The 18,775-nt window shown below is 51.0% G+C and carries 19 protein-coding genes and 1 pseudogene; 14 read left to right on the plus strand and 6 right to left on the minus strand.

The window, feature by feature from the left end:
* Positions 1–2: 2 nt before the first annotated feature.
* Positions 3–1,061 carry a spore photoproduct lyase gene (splB, locus tag EXW96_RS08015; RefSeq protein ID WP_062408997.1) on the minus strand — a complete coding sequence of 353 codons (1,059 nt, stop codon included), beginning with the start codon at positions 1,059–1,061 and terminating at the stop codon, positions 3–5.
* Positions 1,062–1,277: 216 nt separating this feature from the next.
* Between splB and mntR the strand changes: the two genes are divergently transcribed.
* Positions 1,278–1,700 carry a transcriptional regulator MntR gene (mntR, locus tag EXW96_RS08020; RefSeq protein ID WP_074729871.1) on the plus strand — a complete coding sequence of 141 codons (423 nt, stop codon included), beginning with the start codon at positions 1,278–1,280 and terminating at the stop codon, positions 1,698–1,700.
* Between the two features lie 110 nt (positions 1,701–1,810).
* The gene (locus EXW96_RS08025) at positions 1,811–2,818 is read left to right on the plus strand and encodes a patatin-like phospholipase family protein (protein ID WP_174350300.1); all 1,008 of its coding nucleotides are present in this window, start codon (positions 1,811–1,813) and stop codon (positions 2,816–2,818) included.
* Positions 2,819–2,865: 47 nt separating this feature from the next.
* Here the strand turns inward: EXW96_RS08025 and EXW96_RS08030 are convergent, their stop codons facing one another.
* Together EXW96_RS08030 and EXW96_RS08035 are read right to left on the minus strand one after the other, a co-directional pair.
* Positions 2,866–3,147: a hypothetical protein gene (locus EXW96_RS08030; RefSeq protein WP_074729869.1), complete on the minus strand. Its 282-nt coding sequence runs from the start codon at positions 3,145–3,147 to the stop codon at positions 2,866–2,868.
* 38 nt (positions 3,148–3,185) lie between these two features.
* Positions 3,186–4,115: a DUF1385 domain-containing protein gene (locus EXW96_RS08035; RefSeq protein ID WP_137670315.1), complete on the minus strand. Its 930-nt coding sequence runs from the start codon at positions 4,113–4,115 to the stop codon at positions 3,186–3,188.
* A gap of 164 nt (positions 4,116–4,279) precedes the next feature.
* Between EXW96_RS08035 and EXW96_RS08040 the strand changes: the two genes are divergently transcribed.
* The 9 genes and pseudogenes from EXW96_RS08040 to EXW96_RS08080 form a co-directional block, all read left to right on the plus strand.
* Entirely contained in the window at positions 4,280–4,792 is a 513-nt protein-coding gene (locus tag EXW96_RS08040) for a YqhR family membrane protein (protein ID WP_074729867.1), read from the plus strand.
* A 107-nt stretch (positions 4,793–4,899) separates the two neighbouring features.
* Positions 4,900–5,346: a type II 3-dehydroquinate dehydratase gene (gene aroQ, locus EXW96_RS08045; RefSeq protein WP_054818829.1), complete on the plus strand. Its 447-nt coding sequence runs from the start codon at positions 4,900–4,902 to the stop codon at positions 5,344–5,346.
* Between the two features lie 3 nt (positions 5,347–5,349).
* On the plus strand, positions 5,350–6,423 hold the full coding sequence (locus EXW96_RS08050) for a M24 family metallopeptidase (protein WP_062408992.1): 1,074 nt from the start codon (positions 5,350–5,352) through the stop codon (positions 6,421–6,423).
* 99 nt (positions 6,424–6,522) lie between these two features.
* Positions 6,523–7,080, plus strand: a complete 558-nt coding sequence (gene efp / locus EXW96_RS08055; RefSeq protein ID WP_054818830.1) for an elongation factor P — start codon at positions 6,523–6,525, stop codon at positions 7,078–7,080.
* Between the two features lie 407 nt (positions 7,081–7,487).
* Positions 7,488–8,141 (plus strand): response regulator transcription factor, encoded by a 654-nt coding sequence (locus EXW96_RS08060; protein ID WP_054818831.1) that lies wholly within the window; start codon positions 7,488–7,490, stop codon positions 8,139–8,141.
* Positions 8,138–9,535 carry a sensor histidine kinase gene (locus tag EXW96_RS08065; RefSeq protein ID WP_174350301.1) on the plus strand — a complete coding sequence of 466 codons (1,398 nt, stop codon included), beginning with the start codon at positions 8,138–8,140 and terminating at the stop codon, positions 9,533–9,535. Before EXW96_RS08060 ends, EXW96_RS08065 begins: the two co-directional genes overlap by 4 nt.
* Before the next feature lie 81 nt (positions 9,536–9,616).
* A complete protein-coding gene (locus EXW96_RS08070) occupies positions 9,617–10,477 on the plus strand; it encodes a hypothetical protein (protein ID WP_174350302.1) in 861 nt (286 codons plus the stop codon).
* 174 nt (positions 10,478–10,651) lie between these two features.
* Positions 10,652–11,173: a TetR/AcrR family transcriptional regulator gene (locus EXW96_RS08075; protein WP_062408989.1), complete on the plus strand. Its 522-nt coding sequence runs from the start codon at positions 10,652–10,654 to the stop codon at positions 11,171–11,173.
* 549 nt (positions 11,174–11,722) lie between these two features.
* Positions 11,723–11,965: pseudogene (locus EXW96_RS08080) on the plus strand (CobW C-terminal domain-containing protein); the annotation flags it as partial.
* A 121-nt stretch (positions 11,966–12,086) separates the two neighbouring features.
* On the opposite strand, the gene EXW96_RS08085 reads toward EXW96_RS08080, so the two are convergent.
* Genes EXW96_RS08085 through EXW96_RS08095 form a run of 3 tightly spaced genes read right to left on the minus strand, consistent with a single transcriptional unit; the run spans position 12,087 to position 15,077 of the window.
* Entirely contained in the window at positions 12,087–13,397 is a 1,311-nt protein-coding gene (locus EXW96_RS08085) for an opine metallophore biosynthesis dehydrogenase (RefSeq protein WP_137671277.1), read from the minus strand.
* Entirely contained in the window at positions 13,394–14,212 is an 819-nt protein-coding gene (locus tag EXW96_RS08090) for a class I SAM-dependent methyltransferase (RefSeq protein ID WP_054818833.1), read from the minus strand. Before EXW96_RS08090 ends, EXW96_RS08085 begins: the two co-directional genes overlap by 4 nt.
* A 1-nt stretch (position 14,213) precedes the next feature.
* Positions 14,214–15,077 carry a histidine racemase CntK family protein gene (locus tag EXW96_RS08095; protein WP_054818834.1) on the minus strand — a complete coding sequence of 288 codons (864 nt, stop codon included), beginning with the start codon at positions 15,075–15,077 and terminating at the stop codon, positions 14,214–14,216.
* 236 nt (positions 15,078–15,313) lie between these two features.
* On the opposite strand from EXW96_RS08095, the gene cntA reads away from it, so the two are divergent.
* From cntA to cntC, 3 genes are read left to right on the plus strand one after another with little or no spacing between them, the layout of a single operon-like run.
* Positions 15,314–16,921 (plus strand): staphylopine-dependent metal ABC transporter substrate-binding lipoprotein, encoded by a 1,608-nt coding sequence (gene cntA, locus EXW96_RS08100; protein ID WP_054818835.1) that lies wholly within the window; start codon positions 15,314–15,316, stop codon positions 16,919–16,921.
* A gap of 24 nt (positions 16,922–16,945) precedes the next feature.
* Positions 16,946–17,878 (plus strand): nickel/cobalt ABC transporter permease, encoded by a 933-nt coding sequence (opp1B, locus tag EXW96_RS08105; protein WP_054818836.1) that lies wholly within the window; start codon positions 16,946–16,948, stop codon positions 17,876–17,878.
* A gap of 2 nt (positions 17,879–17,880) precedes the next feature.
* Entirely contained in the window at positions 17,881–18,774 is an 894-nt protein-coding gene (cntC, locus tag EXW96_RS08110) for a staphylopine uptake ABC transporter permease subunit CntC (RefSeq protein ID WP_074729860.1), read from the plus strand.
* Position 18,775 lies beyond the last annotated feature (1 nt).

Here is an 18,775-nt window from a genome sequence, read left to right on the forward strand (position 1 = left end):
TTTTAGGTAAAGTAATCGATATTCGCCTGCGGAAAATGGGTGAAGATTTGCTCGGTAATGTATGCTCTGAGCGCATCCGCTTTTTCGTCAGGATATACGTATTTTCCTTGTCCCCAGCGCCCCCATTTATATTTTCGCTTCTCTTCGTCCATCTCCAGCTTGGTCCTGGGATAACGGCGCTGGATGACTTTTTTGGCGGTTTTGGTAAACCGGTGCTGGATCAATTCAAAGGTCAAATCAGAGGTCGCTTCCGGCGGAAGGGTTTCTTTTAATTTGCGTAAAAGCTCGCCGTAGCCTTCCTCCCACCCGTCGTGCCAAATGATCGGGGCGATGATAAAGCCAAGCGGATACCCTGCTTTAGCCACCTTGCCCGCAGCTGTGATCCGATCCTGGAAGCTCGAGGTACCCGGTTCAAAATGCTTGATGACATAATCAGCGTTTACACTGAACCGAAAACGGGTGTGACCATTATGCCTGGCGTCAAGCAGCGGCTCGACATGATGAAACTTGGTGACGAAACGAAGTCGACCGAGCGGTTCTTTCGCCATAAATTCGATGACTTCCTTCAAGGATCCGCTGATATGCTCCAGACCTACAGGATCTGAAGTACATGCGGCTTCAAACCGGGTAATCTCCGGCGCCCGTTCATCGATATACCGCTTGGCTTGATTTAAAATATCATCCATATTGACATAAACGCGAATATAAGGCTTGGCTCCCAGGGTGGTTTGTAAATAGCAGTAATGACAATGCGCCATACAGCCGGTCGCAATGGGGATGGCATATTCCGCGGACGGCTTTGACGTATCGAATGTCAATGTTTTGCGGATCCCGACGACCAGCGTTCTTTTGGCGATCCGGTATTTCTCCAGTTCGCCTTCGCCCGGCAGGTTCGTAATCCGGTTGTGCGAAGTAGTCATATGAATAGGCAAGCCTTCTTTCTTGGCCCATTCAAGGATTTTTTGCCCTTTGGGATATTCCAATGCATCCGGCTCAAAGTAAACGAGCTCGGGAATAAACAATTGCGTTCCCCGAACGGGCGGAGACAGCACGGTTGCCATGGTTTACCTCCTTCAAAATGATCTTGGGCTTGCTTCACTATGGCTGCTGTGATATAGTAAAGAACGCTTATAATGACCTTAGGGTACCCTTCCCGCCAGTTCTCACACATGGGAAATGACGAGTGAGTCGGACATTCTAAGGGACTTGCCTTGTGAAAAAGAAACAGTGTATCATTAAAATAAACGAGATTGTCTTGGAGTACAGGAGGAACGTCAATGGCCACACCGAGCATGGAAGATTATTTGGAAAAAATATATAAATTAATTGATGAGAAAGGCTATGCTCGCGTATCCGACATTGCCGAGGGGCTGGAGGTTCACCCTTCTTCAGTAACCAAGATGATTCAGAAGCTGGATAAAGATAATTATCTGATTTATGAGAAATACCGCGGTCTGGTACTGACGTCCAAAGGACAGAGAGTCGGCAAGCGGCTGGTAGACAGACATCATCTTTTGGAAGAGTTTTTGACGCTGATCGGCGTTTCCGATGAGCATATTTATAAAGATGTAGAAGGTATTGAGCATCATCTCAGCTGGGAATCCATCACCTGCATCGAGACGCTGCTGGAATATTTTAAACGGGATGCCTCCCGGGCCGAGGATTTAATGCAGCTCAAAAGAGAATTGGAAGAGGCGTAAGAAAAGCTCCGACATAATGTCGGGGCTTATTTTATTGGACGCCCGCATATGTACAATCTGTACTCTCATACATACTCTGTGAGACTGTTTGCGGGAAGAGGGGATGCGGGGTGAGAATCAATGCCGTATTCGAAGGCGGGGGAGTAAAAGGTATTGCTCTGGCCGGTGCGGTAGCCGGTGTGGAGGAGCTGGGTCACCAATTTTATCAGGTGGCGGGAACGTCGTCAGGTGCCATTGTCGCTTCTTTGGTAGCGGCCGGATATAAGGCTGAGGAGTTGCGGGAAGTGATCGAGGCTACTCCATTCCGCCTTTTTTTGAAGCGGTCGGCCATTTTCGATACCAAATTCATTGGTCCCTTGTCCAGATTGTTTATAAAAAAAGGGCTGTTTTCCGGTGAATCGCTTGAGCATTGGATCTACGGGCTGCTGCTGGCTAAAGGCATTCGAACGTTCGGGGATTTGAAACACAATCAACTGCGGATTATTGCTTCTGACATTTCCAGCCGCAGGCTGCTTGTTCTGCCGGATGATATTGCCCAATACGGGGTGGATCCGAAACGTTTTCTGGTGGCTAAAGCCGTCCGGATGAGCACGAGCATCCCTTATTTTTTCGATCCTGTCATCATACGTAAAGCGGCCAACCGAAAGATGCGCTTCGATAAAAACTTTGCGGATCAATTCGTTTACATAGTGGATGGAGGGCTGCTTAGCAACTTTCCGCTTTGGCTGTTTGATTCAGAGGAGGAGCCGTCTTTGGATCAGATGATCCCTACCCTCGGATTTCAGCTTGTAGGCCGCGGTTCGGGTAAGCCGAATGAAATTTACGGTCCGCTTAGTATGATGCGCGCGCTTTTCTCGACGATGCTGGATGCCCGTGACGAGCGGTATATTCAAAAGCATAACCGTTTCCGAACGGTTAAAATCCCGACGCTGGGTGTAAGCAATACCGACTTCGATATTACTCCCGAGCAAAGCTTGGAGCTGTTCGAATCCGGCCTGCAAGCAACGCGCGCTTTCTTCGGCAAGTGGAAGCTTACGGACTACAAGCAGAACTATGTGACCCACGTATGCCGGATGATGCGGCAAAATAAAGATGCTGATCCGAGAGCCCGCGCATAAAAAACAGCAGGTTCAAATGACCTGCTGCACGGTAACGACTCTGTATTTTAGTGGTATTTGGGCGGTTCGTCGGAACTGTCCTTGCTGCCGTTGATCACCCGGAAGGTGGCGTTTCTGCGCTTGGTTTTACTGCTGCTGAACCGGGGCGGACTGAACGATTTCGATCTGCTGCGCCAGCGGCTAGGCGGGTATTTGTACAGCAAGAAGATGATCCCGAAGACCAGAAGCGGGATGATCAGGGTACCCGGTCTGGTTAGAACGGTGAACAAAATGCCGATGGCGACCAACGCGAAGATGACATAGGCTATCGTGCTGTTGCGGTGTCTCATTCCAAACCCTCCTTTTGTTGATGGAACTGTAAAAGCGTTTAAACCTGCATTTGCTTATCGAGTTCCCTCATGCGGTTGAATGAAGCGATCGATACCTCCACTTGCGAATCATCGGGTTCTTTGGTCGTAAGAAGCTGCAGCCAAAGTCCGGGATAACCGAGGTACCTCAGTACGGGAACATCGCGCAAGCTGTTAGTGAAACGCAGAACCTCATAGGAGACGCCAATAACCACGGGAATCAGAACGATCCGCTGAATGATCCGCTCAACGAACGAATCATATTGAAAGAACGAGTAAATCACCACGCCGACAATCACTGTAAAAACGATAAAGCTGCTGCCGCAGCGGTAATGCAGCGTGCTGAACTTTTGTACGTTTCTTACCGTTAATTCTACACCGGCTTCGTAAGCGCTGATTACTTTATGCTCGGCCCCGTGGTATTGGAACAGGCGTTTGATCATGGGAGTCAGGGAAATGAAATAAATATAAGCTATCAATAAAATGATTTTGATCAGGCCTTCAATCAGATTGTGACCGATTTGATTCTCGAACATCTTACCGAACAAAAGCTGTTCGATCGCCGTTGGAACAAGCGTGAAAACAAATTTGCCGAATAAAAAGGAAAGAATGCCTATGAACGCGACGCCAAGAATCATTGTCATTTTGCTGGCGAACGTTTCCTTCTTTTCTTCCTTTGTGCCGCTGTCTTCTTCCGCAAACATTTCAGCAGAGAAATTCAAATGCTGAGAGCCTTTTGCGCTTGCCTCGATGATTCCTACAATGCCCCGGATGAAAGGGATTTTCTTGAGCGTCTGGACCCAGCCGATTTCTTTTTTGGGAACTTCTAGAAAATGAATGGTGTTATCTTTACGGCGTACTGCCGTTACATGAACCTTTTGACCTGCAAACATGACGCCTTCAATGACGGCTTGGCCGCCGTAAATCGCATTCTGCTGCTTTTCCGACAAAACGATGCACCTTCTTCTGATTTGAATAAGTTAGGAATGGTGTAGGAACAGGAATCCTTCAGCTTTATTGTAACGAATCGGATCGGATAATGCTACTTGTTTATCCATGGGACTTTTGAACATACTAAGGATTATTCGGAATGTACAACGGGAGGCTCAGCGGAATGCATGCGAACGATAATGAAACGAAACCCGTAACCAATAAGTGGTTTTTTTCGCTGTACATCGGTTTTTTTGCAGGATTGTTCTGGGGCGGCTTGAAAATCGTCCAGCACTATTTTCACTTTACCTCGCTGTCTCCGGCTTTTTTGATCGAGCCCTTCTACAGGCATTCCTACCTTATGACATGGCAGGGCACTCTTCTGGGGTGGGGGGCTTATATCCTTTTCTCTATAGCCGCGGCCATACTGTATACGCTGCTGCTTGCCAAAGCGAAGGGCCCCTGGTATGGTCTGGGCTACGGCCTCGTATGGTGGGCTGTCCTGTATTTGTTCATTGGACCGCTCACCGGTATGATGGACCGGATCACCTTGCTGGGTTGGAATACGATTTTGACCGATTGCAGCTTGTTTTTACTGTGGGGCTTGTTCATTGGGTATTCCATCAGCTTTGAATTTACAGATGAGCGGATACGTGAACCGTTCGACAATAAACGTAATCAGCCGACACCCCATTAACGGTTATTTATCACATTAACGCGGGGATTGACGAAAGTTCTCAAACCGGAGAAAAGTATGGTAAAATAGATAGGTATGTGCTGTTTGATCGGTTGGGGGGAAATCGGATGAAACAAATACTGTTATTGAACGGGCCCAATTTGAATATGCTCGGTATTCGGGAACCGGGTGTTTACGGTGCGCTGTCGCTTCAATCGATAACGGACCGGCTGTCCAAGCTGGCGGAAGAGCTTGGAGTAGGGCTTGAAGCGTTCCAGTCCAATCATGAAGGCGAACTGATTGATCGTATTCACGCGGCTTACGGGACAAAGGACGGTATCCTGTTCAACCCGGGTGCCTTTACGCATTACAGCTATGCCATCCGCGATGCCGTAAGTGCTGTCAATATACCGGTGGTTGAAGTACATATTTCCAACATTCATAAAAGGGAATCGTTCCGTCATGTTTCCGTGATCGCTCCGGTAGCGATCGGTCAAATTGCAGGGTTCGGCGCGTACGGTTATGAATTGGGTCTCAACGCATTGGTCCAATATATTGAACGTTCGGAGGGATAGCGGATGCAGGAGGAACGGATTCTGCGGCTTCGCAGTCTGATGCAGGAGCAAGGGCTTCAGGCGCTGCTCATTACGAATGCAACCAATCGCATGTACATGACAGGGTTTACCGGATCGTCAGGCTACGTGTTGATCACGGAAGACCGGGCTATTCTGCTTACGGATTTCCGCTACATGACTCAGGCGCCCCAGCAGGCGGTCGGCTACGAAGTTATTGAGCATGCGCCTAAAGCTATGGAGACGGTCAAAGAGCTTCTGGCTCATGCGGGCCTGACCAAGCTCGGCTTCGAGCAAAACGACATGACCTACGGTGTGTATCAGGCTTGTGCCGGGATTCTTGGCGGCGTAGAGCTCATTCCGACGGACTCCGTCGTTGAAACCCTTCGGATGGTGAAGGACGAAGGCGAGCTTGCGGTCATGCAGGAAGCGGCAGAATTGGCCGATCGGACGTTTGAGTACATCCTCGGTATACTGAAGCCAGGCATGAAGGAGCTCGATATTGCGCTTGAAATCGAGATGTATGTTCGTGCCCATGGCGCTGCCTCGACATCCTTTGAAACGATCGTGGCCTCTGGCGAACGCTCCGCCCTGCCTCATGGCAAGGCCAGCAAAAAAGTCATTGGTACGAATGAATTCGTCAAGCTGGATTTTGGAGCCTACTATAAAGGCTACTGCTCCGATATTACCCGTACGGTCGTACTCGGCAAGCCTACGGACAAGCACAGGGAGATCTACAACATCGTGCTGGAAGCTCAGCTGGAGGCGCTGGACCGGATTCGCCCCGGCATGACCGGACGTGAGGCGGATGCTATCGCACGTGACGTGATCAAGCGCTACGGCTATGGCGATTTATTCGGTCACGGCACCGGACACGGCTTGGGTATGGAAATTCATGAGGCGCCGCGGCTCTCCATAACAGGAGATACGGTTCTTGCACCGGGAATGACCGTTACCGTGGAACCCGGTATCTATATACCTGGCTTTGGCGGCGTCCGCATTGAAGATGATATCGTCATTACAGACACAGGCAATCGTAGGTTAACACAATCAAGCAAAGACTTGATCGTGATTCCATAACTTTATTCATCTAGGTAGCGGCAAGCTGTTTGTGCCGCGGGGTTTTCCGCGTTTTCTTCGGGACTGCCGTCTGCTCACATTTTCAGGGAGGTATTTGTAGTGATTTCAGTTAACGATTTTAAAACAGGCTTGACCATCGAAGTAGACGGAGATTTGTTCACCGTTATTGACTTCCAACACGTAAAACCGGGCAAAGGCGCTGCGTTCGTCCGTTCCAAGCTGAAAAACCTGCGTAACGGCAACATCGTTGAGCGCACTTTCCGTGCCGGCGAGAACGTCAGCCGCGCCCACATCGAGAACCGTCAAATGCAATACCTGTATGCCAGCGGCAAAGAGCATACATTCATGGATACGGAAACGTTCGATCAAATCACCCTGGACGAGAAGCAAATCGAGTGGGAGCTGAACTTCCTCCGCGAGAACATGATGATCAATATCATGAGCTTCCAAGGCGAAATCCTCGGTATTAACCTGCCGAACAGCGTTGAGCTGAAAGTGGTTGAAACCGAACCGGGCATCAAAGGAAACACCGCAACCGGCGCGACCAAGAACGCCAAGGTCGAAACCGGCCTGAACGTACAGGTGCCGCTCTTCATCAACGAGGGCGACGTCCTCCTGATCGACACGCGTGAAGGCAAATACATTTCCCGCGCGTAAGATTCATTTAGGAGCTTAAAGCATAAGGTCCTTATCTCATTGGTCCATAGATGACTAGAGATAAGGATCTTTTTTTGTTTTGTTGGGGGGCTGAGGGGTCACAGCCAACAACACGTAAAGTGTATCTCGGGCATTGACCCTTTTTCTCGTATTAACGCTTTCGTTGAATTAAGAAGCAATTGTATGGTTTGCTGTCTGCATTCCTCCTGCTTCAATGGATTCACTCCTTGATTGGTTTAAGTTCAGAATGCTGGAGAAATCCTTCCTTTTCGATCGTCATAATAGAGTGAATGGACGCAAACCTATCCAACGGTAATATTGTTGTGGTGCCAATCGCCATGACCCGCTTTTACAACTCTATAACAAAACAATAATAATATGATTGCAGAAAAAGGAGGCGAGCCGTATTGGCGGCCATTTTAATTGTTGAGGATGAAATATCGATCAATGAACTGGTCAAAAGGAATTTGCAGCTTGTAGGGCATCACTGCACTTCTGTTTTTGATGGAAAAACGGCCATTTCTGAAATAGAACGCCATACCTATGATCTGATCATTTTAGATATCATGCTTCCTGAAATTGACGGGTTTGAAGTGTTTAAAAAAGTACACGAAACGCCCACGATTTTCTTAACGGTACGCAGCAGTTTATCCGATCGCATTAAGGGTTTTTCTATGGGGGCTGACGATTATTTGACCAAGCCCTTTGAAATGTTGGAACTATTGGCTCGCGTAGAAGCAGTGCTGCGGCGAACCCAAAAAAATAAAAGTTGCTTTGAAGCGGGGGCTGTGAGGATTGATTTTGACAGCCGCCAGGTATTCTATATGGGACAGCTTGTGGAATGCACCCCTAAAGAATTTGAATTGTTAGAGGTGCTGGTAAAAAACCGCAATATTGCATTGTCCAGAGAAAGACTTCTGGAGCTAGTGTGGGGCTATGATTATGAAGGCGATACCCGTACGATTGATGTTCACATCCAAAAGCTGCGTAAAAAATTGGGCTGGGAGAATATGATCAAAACGGTCTACAAGCTGGGCTACCGCTTGGAGGTAAACCAATGAAACACCGGACCTTTTTGACAACACTTGTCCTTTTTCTGTTATCTTTCAATCTTGGAATATTCATCATTTGTGTCACTACATTCAAAGATACGGTTCATCGTGCGGAAGAAAGAAGTTTGCGCGAACACTATTTTATCACCTCAGCGCTTACAAAGGATTTTCATGCTGTGGAAAGCCGCGGAATTGATATTAGGAGCTCTTTAGATTCTCTGCTCCAGCCATACCGTTATCTGTCCGGGGATAAAAAGGTTTATCTGGCGCTTTACAAGGGCCATCAGCTTGTCTATTCCAATCGGCAGGAAATCGTATTGCAGAGCCGTTTCATGGAGCCGCCGGAGGACGGAAACCGACTGGCTTCTATACAAAAATCAGATGACAGCACCTATGTCATTGTTTCGGGAAAGCTTCCTGCGCCGTATGAGGTCTATACTATGGTTTATCTTTACGATGCGTCGGATGCCATCACCGCATGGGAACAAATGAAAAACATGCTGTTTTTCGCGGGGTTGATTCTTTCCGGTTTGCATGCTTTAGGTCTTCTTTTCATTCTGAATCGAATATTCAAGCCCTTGTCGCAGATTTCTCAAACCTCCCGCAAGATCGCGGCCGGCGCATACGAAACCAGGCTTCCGGTATCCGGTCATGATGAGCTTTCCGAAATGGCTCAAAGCTTCAATCATATGGCGGAGGAAATCCAGCGTCAAATGACGGAGCTGATCACCGCCGCAGAAAAAAAGCAGCAGTTTATTGATAATTTTGCCCATGAGCTCCGTACACCCTTGACCGCAATCTACGGATATGCGGAATATATGCAAAAGGCGGCCCTGACGGAGGATGACAGGCTATCCGCGATCAGCTATATTATGTCGGAAAGCCGGCGATTGCAGATCATGGCCAATCAATTACTCGAACTGGCAAATCTTAAGAATGATCAGATCGCCTGGGAAGCGCAAAACGTATCCGCTCTTTTTCAATCGGTCAAGCAGACACTGCATAATAAGCTTACGGAAAAAGAAATACAAATGGAATTTCTTTGTGAAATGGATGTTCTTTGGGGAGATGCCTGCTTGCTGGAAAGTCTGTTTATCAATCTAATTGACAATGCGATAAAGGCGTGCGGTACGGGCGGTCATATTATCGTGCGTGCCGTCGTGGAAGCCGGAAAGAAAACGGTTTACATCCAGGATAACGGTAAAGGGATGACCTCCGAAGTACTCCGGCATATTACCGAGCCCTTTTACCGCGCGGAGAATTCACGAAACCGCAGGGACGGCGGCACCGGATTAGGCCTTGCTATCTGTAAACAGATTGTTCTGCGTCATGGCGCGGAACTGGAGTTTACGAGCCAACCCGGCGAAGGAACGACAGCAAAAATCATTTTTACAACTTCATAATAACTTGATGATGATTCGATAATCCGGCCATTTTACACTGCTTAATGTGATCACAAACATAACGATGAAGGAGTGATTCAAATGAAAAGCTTGAAAAAAACCATATTCGCATCCGCAGTGATCATTGGGGCCAACACCTTACTGTTCCAGGGATTTACACAGGCAGTAACGGTATCGGAGTTCAAACAAACCCATGTGATCCCTACAAAATATGCGAATGCTGCAGCCGGTCCGTTCCAAGCGGCACCAAACAGCTTGCCGGATGGCTACAAAAAAGCCAATTATACGGTGGGAGTCATTGACCTTGAAAACTACCGCAACCAAACGCCAACCAGCAAGGATTTAACAAAAGAAGAAGCAGCGGAGATTGGCGCCCAGGCCCTTTGGGAGGTATTTGACCTGAACTTAGAGGGCCAAGTCATTGAAATGGGCTATCAACAGGCAAACGAAGGCCTTCCCCGTTCGAGGTGGTATGCGGATGTGCTGATCAACGGCGAGCGCAATTATTATTTCTCCGTAGACTCTGTAACAGGAGAATTATTTACCATAGGCCACAGCAGAACGCTGGATGAAAAGGTTTCAGTAGCCTTTGATTCGGCCCTTGCTAAAAATCCGCAGGAATATGTTGAGCTGGCAAAAAAACTGGCGGAAAAATATAACGTTGTTCATAGCGCTGTGAAGTCGGTTGAATACAACGGCCAGGGCTACAGCAACAATGATCCGACGATTTCAATGGATATCACGGGCGAAAATGGGGAAATGGTTTTAATGACTTTTTCCCGGTATGATAAAGCGCTGCTCGGCATCAGTTATAATACGGAATATAAGTCCGCACTGGAATTCAATCAAGAGCTCATCAAGCAGGTGCAGGACAAGATCGAAGTGCTTGAAAAGTCAGCTCTTCCTGAAAACGAAGCACCCACTCTGAGGGTTTTGAAGTAATGTTTTGAATAAATAAAGGAAAAGTATTGGCATGGTCCCCGGCGAACGCTGGGGACCTGTTCCGTTTTTCTATTCCTGAAACGTCGGGAATGATGCTGAATTGATACCAAGGTATTTTTCTTGTATAATAACATAATTGCTGAATCACTAACTTGCGAAGGAGGCGTCAATCCGATGTCAAAGTCCGAGACGATCTCGGTAAACCGCAAATCGGAAATCATTTCCGCAGCGATCGAAGTGTTTGCGGAGATCGGATTTTTCCGGGCCACGACGGCACAAGTCGCGAAACGGGCCAAGATTTCGCAACCCTATATCTTCCGGTTTTTCTCAACCAAAGAAACATTGTTACTTGCGGCGCTGGAGGTGTCCTGGTCGCGGGTGATCGAATCCTTCCGCAAGGTTGTGGAATCCGCTTCGCCGGAACAACTAGAGACCGGCCTTATTCAGGCCTATGAGGATATTCTGGATTCCTACCAGAATGAGGTTCTGCTTCAGATGCAGGCACAGACGATCCGGGAAGACTCGATCCAAGAAGCGATGCGCAATGGACTCGGGGAAGTCCGCCGCATGGTGCTGGACGCTTTCACCAAAGCCGGCATTCCGAATGCCAAGGAACGGACGATGCTGTTTCTGGCCCGGGGGATGATCTGCAACATTGCGCTGGCGCTGGACATGCCCGAATTGAAGGAAAGGTGAGGGGCGGGAACATTGAATTCAAATTAGTGATTGACCAATCAATCACTATATGATACATTGCAATATAGTAAGTGATTGATCAATTACAAATGAGCATCCGAAACAGCCTCATACAAGGAAGGGCAAGACTAGGCTCGCTGAGCGGGGACAAATATGAGCGGCTGATTGGACCAGTGCGGGCGACGTCTTTTGAAGAGGGAATCTCGGCCACGGTTCGCGCGCTGCAAAGAAGAAACGGTTCTCTTTTAGCGATCAACAGTAATTGATCAATCACTATCTGGATAAAGGGATAGTTATGTAATGCGGCTTCGAAGGGATTCGTCATATGCAACCTTAGATGTCCGAACCTCGTTTAATGATTATCCATTTATTCTCAATTAGGGGGTTCATCTTAAATACCATAAAAAAGAATTGAATGAAATACTAAAAATTTGAATTAGAGTAGAACCTCGATAATGAAAACCTGAAAAGGCCATAAAACTTATTGTGTGAGTATATCAGTGAGGGCGCTAATTTCGTTTAACACCATATACTCATTATTTCGAGAAGGAAGTGGAACGGGAAGCGTTTGAAGGCTTCCTTGCCTTGCTGCCGCCGAATGTGTACCGGGCCAAGGGGCTGATCCGGTTTGCGGGACGAGCTTTTCCGAGCTTATTCCAATATACCCATGGCGATCTGGACATATTTTCGATACGTTCGGATGTAGAGACATCGAACGTTTCCGTATTTATCGGCGATCATTTCTCCAAGCAGGATATGGCAAACGCTTTACGCGCTTTGGAGCTGTCATGATGGAAGTGATATGATAACCGTCGTCATTAGCCTGCTAGAAACGCTCAAAACGTCAAAAAGCATGGCCGCTCATCCATCTGGGCGGCCATGCTTTCGTTCTGTGTGGTTGCTCCGTTCCGGCTCAGGTCTTGGCAGCGTCGATCTGAAGCAGCTCCGCACAGATGCGCCGGACATCGCCCTCGAAGCTTTGGGGCGTAAAGGCTTCCGACAATGGACGGCCCGTAAGCAACTCCGCTGCGCTTAGCAAGTGCCGCTCATATCGGTCGACGAACCCGTCGATGGTCGGGCAAGGCAAGCCGGCTGCGCGAGAGAGGCCTTGTATCATTTTGATCCGGTAATAATCTTCCTTCGGCATTCTCGGAATATCCCAGGCTCCTTCGTGATTGACGAACACGGGGCGGAGCGGAACGGCGGAGAAGTCGAAGTACCGGCCGTCCCGATCCGGCTCCGAGTAGGGATCGATCAGCAGGGACGCGTAACGAACGTATAACGAATATTGCTGATGGATGGGATCTAGCTCGGGGAAACCGTCAATGTACTGGCGGGACAAGCTTTCCGGCCTGACCGGGTAATTATCGTCGACCATGAATTGCAGCAGGTTGAGCGGCTCCAAGCGAAGCATCCGGGCGAGAGCGGATATCTCCTTCCATTGCTCCAGCATTTCCCGTATGAGAGTGGGCGTAATGGGGCCCTCCGGGAACAGCTTGTACACAAACTTCGGAATGGCTTGGCCGCTGAAAATGACGCCGAGCGAGAAGTCGTTCATAAACAAAGGCGGATGCACGTACAACGAGATGTTGCGCGTCTCGGCCGCAAGCGCCGAATCCAGCGGTTCCAGCGCGATGCCCGCATCTTCGTACAATCGCCGGAACGTCTCCACGGACTCGGAGGGCCATCCCGCCGCTCCCGCATACACCTTGCGTTTGACTGCCGTCGTCAGAACATGGGTTGGCGGCTTATCGCCCGTCCGTCGCGTGTCCCCCAGGTAGGTGGAGAAGCTGAGCACCTCGGCGTCGCAGCCTTGTTCCTTCAGATAATGGCGTATGAGCGCGCCCGAGCCGAAAGTCGGGGAGAGAAGCGCAACGCAGCGCAAGCTGTGCAGCAGCCGTGGCGGTAGCTGCGCGAGCACGGACACATAAGCATCCGCCGTTACCGCCAATATGAGCGTATCCCACTGTTCCTCAATAGTTCCCAAATCCTGGAACATGGCGTCCACGCGGCACTCGCCTTGAAGCGCTTTATGTTGCGGACCGCTTGTTTCGACGGCAACCGTCCCGCCGTTCCAGCGAAGCGCATCGAAGAATGGAGCGGAGAGAACGGACTTTCGTCCGGCGATGCCCACGTGGCTGTTCCGCAATCGCTTGAGAAGCACGGCAAGTTGTACGGCTGCGGGGCCTGTTCCTGCGATGAGAACGCTGCGAAGAAGGTTCATCTCAAGACCTCCCTTGCCGGGGCCGGAGCCGGCGCTTTGCGGTACAACGCCACATCGAATACATGTCCCGGCCGTACCGTCGTTTCATTGAGCTGCCATTTGCCGTCATCCACTTCCTCCATGGGATAGTTGAAGAGCGCCTTCAAGCCGTTCCCGTATCGCATAGCTACGACGACTTCCGGCTGAGTCGCCTCATGCAGCAGGTCGAGGAGCTCGTATTTGACGGACACCGTGGAACTGATAATGATGTGCGTAACCGTGCCGATATCATGCAGCCGCTCCAGCGGAACGTTCTCCAGCCGGATGGGCAGATACGGGCCGAGTCGTTCGACGACCTTCCTGCCCAAATCCACGGCTTCCCGGTCAATGTCGATACCAATCACCTCGGCGCCTGTTCGTTTGGCGATCAGCAACGGCGTCATCGGGAACGCACCCGAGCCAATCAACAACATCTTGGAATCGGCGGTTACCGTGAAGCTCCCGAATTCCTTTTCGATGGAAGCCTCAATGTGATGAAAGTACTCATGCCTGTCATCACCGCCATGCAGCAGCTTGAGCGCGCGATATTTTTCCATAATGGCGACGCAACGCGCCGATATGTCCCGCAGTTGCATCACAAGCGGATGGAGCTCCTGAACGTCACCGGGGTTAAGCTCCGCCCATAACCGTTGATTGTTCGCATCGGTGATGAAGGCGGAATAGTCGTCTATTGTTTGCTGCAGCTCATGATTGTTGCGGGAGATGCCGTCATATTGCGCGGCTGCCTGTACGAATTTGTCGCGAAATTGCAGCAATGATCGATATAGAAGTTCCATGTTATCCGTTTCCTCCTTGTAATGAATATTGGATGCAATCGTCGACATAAGTTTTGCCTCTGGCGACGATGCCGACGGCGGATTCGATGGTCACGCCGGTGATCTCCCCTCCGTTCCAGCTAACGTGTACATGAATGATGCCTCCTGGCTGATGCACGGGCACGTCTACAGAGTCGCGGCCGTTCCAGGCCAGGTAACAACCCACCGAAGCCGTTCCCGAGCCGCAGCCTCGCTCCCAGATCAAGCTGCCGAGCGCGGGGATGTAGATCAGCGGAGCAAGCTCGCGCGAGGAGGGACGGTACAGCATGACGCCGACCAAGTTATCCCCCGACACGACGCCAAGCAATTTCGCCAGTCGTTCGGCTGCAGCCGGCTCAAGCGCGAAGCGCTCGTTGTCGATGACCAGATGGAAGAAGCCGCCGTAACGGACGATACCCAGCTCCAGCAGCAAACCTTCGAAAGGGATGACGGCGTTCTCTACCGCGGTTGGAATCGGCATGCCGGCTTCGCACATATAGTCCCTGTCCAATTTCTCCACGCGGCAAAACACGGGAAACTCCGCGCCCGACACCTCCAGCGGCATTTCCAGAGTTTCGCCTGGCCGCAGCGTTCGCTCCGACGCTAGACACGCCGCGAGTGCAAGGCAGGCATTGCCGCAAAATTCGCCCCCTGCCATCCGAAGTTTGGCGGCACAGCCGGGAAGGGTCGGCTTTTCGACAAAACCGACTTGCTCCGCGCAGAGATGGCTATAGTCCATGATCTGGGAGGCGATGTGGGCATGCTGATCGGCGGGCAACTCGCCCATGATAAGAATCGTCATGTTGCTTGCGGGACTGCATTTGACGAAATCAATCTCCTGATTCATTGGAACAACCCTCCGATATGGTGCAGAATGTGGACGACTTCGTCCAGAATTTGAAAATTAGTAATAATTACGAATAAACTCGACATCATCATAGTAAAATATTGGCAGTGCGTCAACGTTTTTTTTGCGGCTTGGGATGGGAAAAAAATGAATTGACAAATGATAATAGTTATTATTACAATCAAATGGCCATATATTCGTAATTTTTACTATTTTAGAAAAAGGAGCGTCAAAACATGAAAAGAATCAAAGCACCCGTACTACTGGTATCCCTTCTGGTCATCGTATTGCTGGCCGGATGCAGCGGCGGCAACAACAATAAGCCGGGGGCGGCCGAACAAACGCGGGAGCTGGTATACGCCGCGGCGAAAGACATCAACGACATGAATCCGCACCTGTATCCGGGATCGATGGCCGCTCAAGCCATCGTGTACGAATCGCTGGTGGAGAATACGCCGGAAGGCATTAAGCCGCTGCTCGCGGAATCATGGGACATCTCGGAGGATGGCAAAGTCTATACCTTTCACTTAAGGAAAAACGTAAAATTCCACGACGGCGAGCCGTTTAACGCCGAAGCGGTCAAGCTGAACATCGAAGCCGTTCAAAGCAATGCGGCCAAACATGCCTGGATCAAGCTGTCGACCGTGCTGGATCAGGTCGACGTCATTGACGAGCACACCGTCCAATTGACGCTGAAAGATACTTATTATCCGACGCTGCTTGAATTGTCGATGACGCGTCCGTACGTCTTCCTCTCGCCGAAGGACTTCCTGAACGGGGAGACGAAGGACGGGGTTGCCGGTTATAACGGCACGGGACCTTACAAGCTCGACGAACATGTGACGGAGCAATTCGCAAAGTTCTCGGCGAACGAGGACTATTGGGGAGGCGTGCCTGCCATCAAGACGATTACGGCGAAGGTGCTGCCGGCCGGCGAGACGACGCTGCTTGCCTTGCAGAAGGGAGAAGTCAATTTCGTTTTCACCGATGACCGCGGCGCCGACAGCATCGACGTGGAGGCCATGCAGCGGCTGGCGGATTCGGGCGATTACCAGATCGTTCGGAGCGAGCCGATGAATACGAAAATGATTGTGGCGAACAGCAGCAATGCCGCCAGTCCCGTCAGCGAGAAAGCGGTGCGGGAAGCGATCTGGTTGTCCATTGACCGCGAAACGATCAGCCGCACGATCTTCAGCGGCACGGAGGCGCCTGCGGAGACGCTGTTTTCCTCCAACGTCAATTACGCCGATGTCGGGCTACCGAAGCGGGACTATAATCCGGAAGGTGCCGCCAAGCTGCTGGAGGAAGCCGGGTGGACGAATGGCGGAGGAGCGGCGGTCCGCACGAAGGATGGTCGCGAGCTTGCAATGAAGCTGTATTACGATGTCAATTCCTCCTCGCAGAAGACGCAGGCGGAGCTGCTTCAAAGCGAAGCCGGTAAAATCGGCATGAAGCTGGAGCTCGTCGGAGAAGAATCGCAGGCGATCGCAAACCGCCGTTCGACGGGCGACTACGACCTGTTGTTCAACCAGACGTGGGGTCTTGCCTACGATCCGCAAAGCACCATCGCCGCGTTTGCTTCCGAGTCGGCTTATCTGCACACGACAAGCGGCATTCCCCAGGCGGAGGAGCTGTACCGCAAGATCAATGAAGTGATGTTGTCGACGGACGAGGATGCCAGAAAGGCGCTTTACAAGGATATTTTGACGATCGTGCATGACGAAGCCGTGTTTATTCCGCTTACGAACGGCAGCGTTACGGTAGTCGCCCCCAAGGATTTGCAAGGAATCTCGTTCAAGCAGACGCAATTCGAGCTGCCGTTCGAACGAATGAGCTTCAAGTAAAGCGAAGCATGGAGGAAAAGAGCAATGGCCGGTTACGCATTGAAACGATTATTCGTCGTGGTTCCGCTGCTTGTTGTCATTTCGTTTATGACCTTTATTTTGAACGGGCTGTCGCCTATGGATCCGGCCGAGGTCGTTCTGCACGCCCAAGGCGTGCCGGCCATCACGGATGAGTTGATCGCGGAGACGAGGGAAGCGCTTGGCATGAACCGTCCGCTGCTCATCCGTTATTGGGATTGGCTGGTCTCGTGCCTCCGGCTTGATTTCGGAGACTCCTACATAACGGGCAAACCGGTATGGTCGCTGCTCGGCCCGGCTTTGCTGAACACGTTGAAGCTGACGCTCGTCTCCTCGCTGCTCATCATCTTGCTGTCGATTGCGCTGGGAGTCGGCTGCGCCTTGAGGGAAGGCAAGTGGCTGGACCTCTCGGTCAGAAGTTTCTCCTTCCTGTTGACATCGATGCCGTCCTACTGGCTGGCTGCGCTGATGGTCTGGTACTTCTCGGTCAAGCTTGATCTGCTGCCGACAAGCGGCATGGACGGGTACGGCAGCTACGTGCTGCCGGTGGCGGTCATCGTCATCGGATATGCTGGCATTTATTTTCGAATCATACGCAGCTCCATGTTGAGCAACCTGAACGAGGACTACGTGCTTTACGGCAGAGCGTGCGGGTTATCGGAGAGAAGCTTGACCTTGCAGGTGCTGCGCAACTCGCTGCAAGTCGCGGTATCGGTGTTCGGCCTTGCCATTCCGGTTATCCTGGGAAGCACGGTCGTCGTGGAAAATATTTTCGCTTGGCCGGGTCTCGGAACGCTCACTGTTAATTCGATTCTGGGGCGAGATTTCCCTATCATACAAGCTTACGTTCTGGTGCTGGCCGTTGCGTTCGTCCTGTTTAACACGGCATCCGACCTGTTGAACGCGGCGGTGAATCCGAAGCTGAGGAAGGAGTTCTAATAATGAAGCTGATGGAACGACTGCTGAAGGACAGATTGGCGGCGGCATCTCTTGCCGTCGTCGCGGCAACGCTGTTAATCGGCTTATGCGCTCCCCTTATTGCCCCGCATTCTCCGAATGAAGCCAACATGGAGCTGCGGTTCGCCGGAGCTTCCTGGAGCTACTGGCTTGGCAACGATCATCTGGGGCGCTGCATTTTGTCGCGATTGATCTACGGCATCCGTCCAAGCGTACTCTGGGTGCTTGCCGCCCTTGGGGCGTCCGCTGGCATCGGAGCCGCGCTCGGCTTTGCTGCCGGTTATTTCCTAGGGAAGACGGATGCGATATTGATGCGAATCTGCGACATCATGCTTTCGTTCCCGGGTTACGTCATGACGCTGGCGATTGTCGGCATGATGGGGGCGGGATTGACCAACATTTTGATTGCGTTCGTGATGATGAAGTGGGCCTGGTTCGCCCGCGTCATTCGAACGGCGGTCATGCAATATGCGGATGCCGACTACGTGAAGTTTGCGAAGGTGCTGGGCATCGGCCACTTCGGCATTATGACGCGGCATATCGCGCCGGTGGCGCTGCCAGAGATGGCGGTTATCGCCAGCGGCGCCTTTGGATCCATGATTTTGCAAATATCGGGGTTGTCGTTCCTCGGTCTCGGTATTCAGGCTCCTCATCCCGAATGGGGAATGATGATGAACGAAGCCAGAGCGGTTATGTTCACCCGTCCAGAACTGATGCTGGCTCCCGGGCTTGCCATTATTATTGTCGTGTCGGCGGTGAACTTCCTGTCGGATGCGCTGCAGAAGGCGCTCGATCCCAAGCTGATGATCGCGGCCAGACGTGCGGAGGCGAGTGCAGGCGGAACTGCGCCTAGATTGCGCGGGAAGGAGGTGGCTTGAG

It is taken from the genome of Paenibacillus sp. JMULE4, assembly GCF_013337105.1.
GTDB classification, from domain to species: domain Bacteria; phylum Bacillota; class Bacilli; order Paenibacillales; family NBRC-103111; genus Paenibacillus_G; species Paenibacillus_G naphthalenovorans.

Coding starts and splice junctions, on each gene's coding strand:
- splB (WP_062408997.1), bottom strand. CDS start 1,061: ATGGCAACCGTGCTGTCTCCGCCCGTTCGGGGAACGCAATTGTTTATT.
- mntR (WP_074729871.1), top strand. CDS start 1,278: ATGGCCACACCGAGCATGGAAGATTATTTGGAAAAAATATATAAATTA.
- EXW96_RS08030 (WP_074729869.1), bottom strand. CDS start 3,147: ATGAGACACCGCAACAGCACGATAGCCTATGTCATCTTCGCGTTGGTC.
- EXW96_RS08040 (WP_074729867.1), top strand. CDS start 4,280: ATGCATGCGAACGATAATGAAACGAAACCCGTAACCAATAAGTGGTTT.
- aroQ (WP_054818829.1), top strand. CDS start 4,900: ATGAAACAAATACTGTTATTGAACGGGCCCAATTTGAATATGCTCGGT.
- EXW96_RS08050 (WP_062408992.1), top strand. CDS start 5,350: ATGCAGGAGGAACGGATTCTGCGGCTTCGCAGTCTGATGCAGGAGCAA.
- EXW96_RS08065 (WP_174350301.1), top strand. CDS start 8,138: ATGAAACACCGGACCTTTTTGACAACACTTGTCCTTTTTCTGTTATCT.
- EXW96_RS08070 (WP_174350302.1), top strand. CDS start 9,617: ATGAAAAGCTTGAAAAAAACCATATTCGCATCCGCAGTGATCATTGGG.
- EXW96_RS08075 (WP_062408989.1), top strand. CDS start 10,652: ATGTCAAAGTCCGAGACGATCTCGGTAAACCGCAAATCGGAAATCATT.
- EXW96_RS08085 (WP_137671277.1), bottom strand. CDS start 13,397: ATGAACCTTCTTCGCAGCGTTCTCATCGCAGGAACAGGCCCCGCAGCC.
- EXW96_RS08090 (WP_054818833.1), bottom strand. CDS start 14,212: ATGGAACTTCTATATCGATCATTGCTGCAATTTCGCGACAAATTCGTA.
- EXW96_RS08095 (WP_054818834.1), bottom strand. CDS start 15,077: ATGAATCAGGAGATTGATTTCGTCAAATGCAGTCCCGCAAGCAACATG.
- cntA (WP_054818835.1), top strand. CDS start 15,314: ATGAAAAGAATCAAAGCACCCGTACTACTGGTATCCCTTCTGGTCATC.
- opp1B (WP_054818836.1), top strand. CDS start 16,946: ATGGCCGGTTACGCATTGAAACGATTATTCGTCGTGGTTCCGCTGCTT.
- cntC (WP_074729860.1), top strand. CDS start 17,881: ATGAAGCTGATGGAACGACTGCTGAAGGACAGATTGGCGGCGGCATCT.